Genomic DNA, 7,117 nt, shown 5'->3' with positions numbered 1-7,117 from the left:
CGCCTGACGAGAGCTGTGCGGCCGGTGTCCGCGCGGCGCGCCCGGCGCCGGAAGCTCGTACGCTTCGCACAGCACCCGTTGACCTGAAGCCGTGCCGTGCCTTTCGGCCCGTACGCGACGCCGGAAGGACCGAGCACCGTGAGCCCCGCCCTGTGAGCGCCGCGCTGGAGGCGGTCTCCGTACTTCTGCTGCTGGCGGTGCTGGCGTTCGCCGTCGTGCGGCCCCGCGGGCTGCCGGAGGCGGTGGCGGCCGTGCCCGCCGCGGCCGTCGTGGTGGCCACAGGCGCGGTCTCGCCCGCCGACGCCTGGGCGCAGACCCGCACCCTGCTGCCCGTCGTCGGGTTCCTCGCGGCGGTGCTGGCGCTGGCCCGGCTCTGCGACGACGACGGGCTGTTCACGGCCGCCGGGGACGCGGTGGCGCGGCGCTGCGGCGGCAGTCCGGGGCGGCTGCTGGGCGGGGTGTTCGCGGTGGCCGCCGTCGTCACGGCCGTGCTCAGCCTGGACGCGACCGTGGTGCTGCTGACCCCCGTCGTCTTCGCGACGGCCGCGCGGGTGGGGGCCCGCGTGAAGCCGCACGCCTACGCCACCGCGCACCTCGCCAACTCCGCGTCGCTGCTGCTGCCCGTCTCCAACCTCACCAACCTCCTGGCGTTCGCCGCCAGCGGCCTGACCTTCACCCGCTTCGCCGCGCTGATGGCCCTGCCCTGGCTCGCCGCCATCGCCGTCGAGTACGCGGTCTTCCGCCGTTTCTTCCGCGCCGACCTGACGAACGGCGCGCACGCCGTGCCGGCCCCCGACGTGTCCGCCGCGCCCGCCGTGCCCGTGTTCACGCTCACCGTCCTCGCGCTGACCCTCGGCGGCTTCGTCGTCACGTCCTTCGCCGACGTGAACCCGGCCTGGGCCGCGCTCGCCGGGGCGCTCGTCCTCGGCGTACGGGAACTGCGCCGCGGCCGGACCACCGTGCCCGCCCTCGTGCGCTCCGCGAACCCGCTGTTCTGCCTGTTCGTCCTCGCGCTCGGCATCGTCGTCAAGGCGGTCGTCGCGGGCGGCCTCGGCACGGCCATGGGCGATCTGCTGCCGGACGGCGACTCGCTCCCCGCGCTCCTCGCCACCGCCGCCCTGGCCGCGGTCCTCGCGAACGTCATCAACAACCTGCCCGCGGTGCTGGCCCTGCTGCCGCTGGCCGCCCCCGCCGGCCCCGGCCCCGTGCTCGCCGTCCTCATCGGCGTCAACCTCGGCCCCAACCTCACCTACGTCGGGTCCCTGGCCACCCTCCTGTGGCGGCGCATCCTGCGCGAGCGGGACGCCGAGCCCGGCCTCGGCGAGTTCACCCGGCTCGGCCTGCTGACCGTGCCGGCCGCCCTCGCCGCCTCGACCGTCGCCCTGTGGACGATGCTCCGTGCCATCGGCGGCTGAGGGCGTGTACGTCCTACGGGCGCCCCCAAGAGCTAGGCTCCGGTGATCCGCAGGGTGGCCCACACCGTGTGGCCCGAGCTGTGGCCGGGAGCCGCCACCCCCCACGCGTCGGCCATGCTCCCCACCAGCAGCAGCCCGCGCCCGTTCTCGGCGTCCGGCCCCGCGCTCCGCTGCCGGGGGCCGCGCCGCCCCGAGCCGCTGTCCCGCACCTCCAGGCGCACCTGGGCGGTGTCCGCCCGTACCCGGCAGGAGATCCGCTCGCTGTCCGTGTGGACGACCGCGTTGGTCACCAGCTCGGAGACGACGAGGACCGCCGCCGCGCATATCCCGTCGGGGACGGCGCACCGGTCGAGCCACTGGCGGGTGCGGTGCCGTGCCTCGGCCACGGACGCCGTGCGGCTCGGCAGCTGGAAGACGTCCTCCTGCTGCTTCGAGTCCTGCTGCTGCGAGCGCGGGGTGTGCGACTGCGGTGTGGGGGGCGAAACATGCACGAGGAGCGCCTTCCAGCGGAGGGGGCGGGTCTGTCGACGGCCTCGCGGTCCGGCACGGCAGGCCACGGCACGTATCGGCGAGTCGGTTACCGGCAGGACAACTCGACCGCGCGGACGGCGGGTTGGCGTGGGCTGCGCGTGGTTCGTGAGGTGCGCCACTCGATCACTATGGGTGCCGACACAGTCAACTGGCAAGCGGTCAACCTGATAATTTCAGGAAGGCAATCTCAGATTGCTTCTATCCTCAACGCTATGGCGCAGGGCATGATGTGCCGGAGAGTTGAGGAGGTGCTGTATGGGTGACGCGCGAACGGGCAGCGCGCCCACCGTCCTGCGTCTGGTACTCGGCATACAGCTCCGAGGGCTCAGAGAGCGCGCCGGGCTGGAGCTCGAAGAGGCCGCCGCGGCCATCGACGTGACCCACCAGACCATCCGCAGGATGGAGAAGGCCGAGGTAGGGCTCAAGATCCCCTACGTCAAGGAGCTGGTGGCGCGGTACGGCCTGAGCGAGGAGGAGCGCGAGGACTTCCTCGCCCTGGTCCGCGAGGCCAACAAGCCCGGCTGGTGGCACCGGTTCCGCGACGTCCTGCCGGACTGGTTCAGCGCCTACGTCAGCCTGGAGGACGCCGCCGAGCTGATCCGCTCGTACGAGCCGCACTACGTGCCCGGGCTGCTCCAGACCGAGGACTACGCCCGCGCCGTCCTGCTCGTCGGCTCCGACGGCAACCGCGACGAGCTGGAGCGCCGCGTCGCCTTCCGCATCAAGCGCCAGGACCTGCTCACCACGGACCACGCGCCCACCGTGTGGGCCGTCCTGGACGAGACGGTCTTCCGCCGGTCCGTCGGCGGGCCCGACGTCATGCGCGCCCAGATCGACCACCTCCTGGAGGTCGCCGAGCGGCCGAACGTACGGCTCCAGATCATGCCGTTCGCGGCCGGACCGCACCGCGGCGCCTTCGGACCCTTCCATCTGTTCCGCTGCCGGCTGCGCGAACAGCCCGATGTCATCTACACCGAGGGACTCACCGGAGCGGGGTACCTCGACGACCGCCCCGATGTCGCGGCCTATATCGAGGCCCTGGACCACATGGCGGTCCAGGCCGCCTCCTTCGAGCAGTCGAGAACCATCCTCAAGGATCTGAGAGAGGAGCTGTGACGCAGATGGAGATCCACAACGGAATGCCCGCCAACGCCCTCGGCACCGAGGGCTGGCACAAGCCCTGGAGCGGACCCAACGGCGGCAGCTGCGTGGAAGCGAAGAAGCTGTCCGACGGCCATATCGCCGTACGCCAGTCCACCGACCCCGACGGTCCCGCCCTCATCTACACCAAGGCCGAGATCAAGGCGTTCATCCAGGGCGCACGCGCCGGCGACGCGGACTTCCTCGTCCACTGACCGGCCCGCTCCACCCCACCCGCCCCCGGCGCCCCGGCACCCCCGGACCTCCGGCGGCACCCCCCATATCGACAGATCACTCCTGAGCACGGAGGGCGGACACCCATGGCCGAAATCGGCGGCGCACCCGGCACCATCGACACCAGCAAGCCACACCCGGCGCGCATGTACGACTACTACCTGGGCGGCAAGGACCACTACGACGTCGACGCGCTCGCGGCCGGGGACGTCGAGTCGGTCTTCCCCGGGATCAAGATCTGCGCGCAGACCAACCGGCTGTTCATGCACCGGGCGACCCGCGTGCTCGCCGAGGCCGGCATCCGGCAGTTCCTGGACATCGGCACGGGCATCCCCACCACCCCCAACCTGCACCAGGTGGCGCAGGAGGTGGCCCCCGACGCCAAGATCGTCTACGCGGACAACGACCCCATCGTGCTGATCCACGCACAGGCCCTGCTGCGCAGCACCCCCCAGGGCCGTACCGAGTACATCCACGCCGACGTCCGCGACCCCGAGTCCATCCTCAAGGCCGCCCAGTTGCACGCCACGCTCGACATGGACCAGCCGGTCGCGATGTCGCTCAACGCGCTGCTGCACTTCATCCCCGACTCGGACGGCCCGTTCGAGATCGTCAAGGGGCTCGTCGACGCCCTGCCCTCGGGCAGCTACCTCGTGCTCTCCCACTGCACGCCGGACTTCGACCCGGAGACCTGGGAGAAGGTCATCTCCATCTACCACCGCAGCGGCATCCCCGCCCGCGTCCGCCCGAAGGAGCAGGTGGAACGGTTCTTCGACGGGCTGGAACTCCTCGACCCCGGCGTGGAGGTGCCGCACCGCTGGCACAACGAGGGCGCGGAACTCGGCCCCGAGATCACCGACGCGGCCGTCTCGCTCTACGCGGGCGTGGCCCGCAAGCCGTAGCCGCGGCCACCGCGCCCGGCCCCGTCCCACACCCGGGGCGTGCTGTGCGGCCGACCCCCGTCCGTACGGCACGCCGCGGAATCCCAGGCTCCCGAAACTGTTTCACGATTGGACTGGCGACCAGGTAAGGAGCGGGCAAAAATAGGTGGATGACGGGGTGGGGGAGAGCGCCGGCATGGGGACGGTTCCACCGGAACCGCGGCCGCCGAGGGCGCGAGCGTCAGGCCGACCGGCCGCCGGCGCCGATCCCCGCACGGGCCGGCCGCACCGCCGTCGGCGGACGGCGCGAGCCCACCGGACCCACCCTCCCGACCAGAACCCTCCTACTCCCACCATCGCCTTCACCTACTCCGTCGCGGCCGCGACGGAAAGAACGGTTTCGGCCGTCGTGCGTCGCGCCGCGGACGGCCCCGCCGGGGTCGCGGATATCCGCGCGACAGCGGCGGACGCACACGCTACAAGGGCCACAGCACGGATCGGCAGTCAGTACTCGGGGGTGAAACCAGCTCATGAGGTTGGTGGAACGCGACAAAGAGCTTGCGGCGATGGGGAACATGCTCGACGCCTGCGCGGCCGGGCACGGCGGGGTGGCCTGGGTCAGCGGTCCGGTGGCCAGCGGAAAGACGGCACTGCTGCGCGCGTTCGGGGAACGCGCCGCGGAGACCGGCGCGCTGCTGCTGCGCGCCACGGCGGCCGGGGCCGACCACGACCAGCCCCTCGGCGTGATGCGGCAGCTGCTGCTCGGCGCGGACCTGCCCGGCGCCGACGCCGACCGCGCCGCCCGGCTGCTGAACCTGGTCGCGGCCACCGCTCCGGTGCGCGGCGCCGAGGGCACCATCCCCACCGAAGTCGCCATCAACGTCTTCCCCCGGCTCTGCGGCATCCTGCTCGCCCAGGCCCGCAAGCGCCCCGTGGTGCTCGTCGTCGACGACGTGCACCACGCCGACGCCCACTCCCTGGAGTGTGTCCTCTACCTGACGCGCCGGCTGGACGTCAGCCGCATGCTGGTGGTCCTCGGCGAGAGCAGCAGCTTCCCCTCCAAGGACCCGCGCTTCAGGACCGAGCTGCTGCGCCGCCCCAACTGCCGCCCGCTGCGCCTCGATCTGCTGCCCTGGCGCGGCGTGACCGAGATGATCGCCGCCGGCCAGGAGGGCTGGCGGGCCCGCCCGCTGGTCTCCGACTTCCACCGGCTGAGCGGCGGCAGCCCGCTGCTGCTGCGGGCGCTGCTGGAGGACTACCACGCCGGTGACCGGGCCCGGTCCGCCGAACTGGTGCCGGGCGAGGCGTTCGAGCAGGCCGTCACCGCCTGCCTGTACCGCAGCGACGCCGCCACCCGCGCCGCCGCCTGGGCGCTCGCGGTCCTCGGCCCGCGCGCCGCCCGCCCCGAACTCGCCGAAGTCCTGGACACCGGCCCCGAACCGGTCGGCCACAGTCTGACCGCGCTCACCGAGATGGGGCTGCTCAGCTGCGGCTGGTTCCGCCACGAGGCGGGCCGCGCCGCCGTGCTGCGGAGCATGGAGCCCGCGCACCGCGCCCGGCTGGAGGCCCGCGCCGCCCGCGTGCTGTACGAGCACGGGGAGCCGCCCACCGAACTCGCGCGGCACCTGATCGTGGCCGAGCCCGTCGACGAGCCGTGGGCGCTGCCCACCCTGCTGACGGCGGCCGAGGAGGCGCTCGCCGACGACGAGACCGGCCTCGCCCTGGACTGCCTGCGCGTCGCCCACGACACCTGCTCCGACGAGGCGCGGATCCTCGCCATCCGGGCCGCGCTGCTGCGGACCGGATGGCGCGTGAGCCCGTCCGCGGCGGCCCAGTACCTGCCGGGGCTCACCGCCGCCGCCCTCGACGGACGCCTGACCAGCCGGGACGCCAGAGCCCTGGTCGGCTATCTGCTCTGGTTCGGGCAGGTGGCGACGGCCGTCGAAGTGCTCGACGCCGTCGACAAGTACGGCGGGTCCGAGCGGCACGACGGGCACAGAGGCCCCGAGCGGCACGACGGTGCGGATGCGGAAGGCGGTCCGGAGGCGGACGGCAAGGAGCCGCGCGAACTGGGCTTCCTCCGGCTCTGGGCCGCCTACAGCTATCCCGGGCTCTCGGGCCTCCCGGACCGTACGACCGGAGCGCCCGCCGGGCGGCGCGACCTCACCCCGGCGCAGAGCGCCCAGCAGCAGGCCGTGTCCCTGCTGGACGGCGCGCTGGACCTGGGCTCCGGCGGCGACGTGGTGACGCGCGCGGAGCGGCTGCTGCGGGACACCCAGCTGGACGACCGTACGCTGCCCGCCGTCACCGCCGCCCTGGCCGCGCTCATCTTCGCCGACGACCTCGACCGGGCCGGCTCCTGGTGCGACGCCCTTCTCAAGGACGCCACGGAGCGGCGGGCCCCGATGTGGCAGTCGATGTTCGCCGGGGCCAAGGCGCTCGTCGAGATCAGGCTCGGCGGGCTCGCCGCGGCCGAGGAGTCGGCGCACACCGCGCTCACCCTCGTCTCCCCCGAGGAGTGGGGCGCGGCCATCGCCACGCCCGTCGCCGCCCTGCTGTACGCGAAGACCGCCATGGGCCGACTCGACGAGGCGGCGGCCCACCTGAGCATCCCCGTGCCCGACGCGGCCTTCCACAGCCCCGGCGGGCTCCTCTACCTCTGGGCGCGCGGCCACTTCTACCTCGCCGCGGGACGCCCGTACGCCGCGCTCGACGACTTCCGCTCCTGCGGGGACCTGATGTCCGGCTGGGACCGCGACCTCCCCGCGCTCGTACCGTGGCGCACCGACGCCGCCCAGGCGTATCTGGCGCTGGGCGACCACCGGCGCGCCCGGGCGCTCGCCGAGGAGCAGTTGGCGCGCGGCGGCGCGGGGCGGTCCTGGACGCGCGGGGTCTCGCTGCGGGTGCTCGCGGCCG

Annotated in this window: 6 protein-coding genes; 5 read left to right on the top strand and 1 reads right to left on the bottom strand. The window is 73.4% G+C overall.

All coding sequences use genetic code 11. The annotated features are described in order from the left end of the window. Positions 1-152 precede the first annotated feature (152 nt). On the top strand, positions 153-1,415 hold the full coding sequence (locus ACFU99_RS26545) for an SLC13 family permease (protein ID WP_384396338.1): 1,263 nt from the start codon (positions 153-155) through the stop codon (positions 1,413-1,415). A 32-nt stretch (positions 1,416-1,447) separates the two neighbouring features. Here ACFU99_RS26545 and ACFU99_RS26540 read toward each other — a convergent pair whose 3' ends face one another. After that, entirely contained in the window at positions 1,448-1,906 is a 459-nt protein-coding gene (locus ACFU99_RS26540) for an ATP-binding protein (protein ID WP_384396335.1), read from the bottom strand. Positions 1,907-2,201: 295 nt separating this feature from the next. Here ACFU99_RS26540 and ACFU99_RS26535 point away from each other — a divergent pair, with 295 nt between their 5' ends. From ACFU99_RS26535 to ACFU99_RS26520, 4 genes are all read left to right on the top strand, one after another. Further along, complete coding sequence (locus ACFU99_RS26535) at positions 2,202-3,062, top strand: helix-turn-helix domain-containing protein (RefSeq protein ID WP_384396332.1); 861 nt, start codon at positions 2,202-2,204, stop codon at positions 3,060-3,062. 5 nt (positions 3,063-3,067) lie between these two features. Continuing rightward, the gene (locus ACFU99_RS26530; RefSeq protein WP_363129973.1) at positions 3,068-3,301 is read left to right on the top strand and encodes a DUF397 domain-containing protein; all 234 of its coding nucleotides are present in this window, start codon (positions 3,068-3,070) and stop codon (positions 3,299-3,301) included. A 105-nt stretch (positions 3,302-3,406) separates the two neighbouring features. Continuing rightward, complete coding sequence (locus ACFU99_RS26525) at positions 3,407-4,222, top strand: SAM-dependent methyltransferase (protein ID WP_384396329.1); 816 nt, start codon at positions 3,407-3,409, stop codon at positions 4,220-4,222. A 545-nt stretch (positions 4,223-4,767) separates the two neighbouring features. Next, a partial coding sequence (locus ACFU99_RS26520; protein ID WP_384396326.1) for an AAA family ATPase occupies positions 4,768-7,117 on the top strand: 2,350 nt, incomplete at its 3' end.

Source organism: Streptomyces sp. NPDC057654, from assembly GCF_042800135.1.
GTDB lineage: Bacteria > Actinomycetota > Actinomycetes > Streptomycetales > Streptomycetaceae > Streptomyces.
This window is presented reverse-complemented; position numbering and strand designations above follow the sequence as displayed.

Excerpts from the sequence above, each read along its gene's own strand:
- ACFU99_RS26525 (WP_384396329.1), top strand. The coding sequence starts at position 3,407 with ATGGCCGAAATCGGCGGCGCACCCGGCACCATCGACACCAGCAAGCCA.
- ACFU99_RS26535 (WP_384396332.1), top strand. The coding sequence starts at position 2,202 with ATGGGTGACGCGCGAACGGGCAGCGCGCCCACCGTCCTGCGTCTGGTA.
- ACFU99_RS26530 (WP_363129973.1), top strand. The coding sequence starts at position 3,068 with ATGGAGATCCACAACGGAATGCCCGCCAACGCCCTCGGCACCGAGGGC.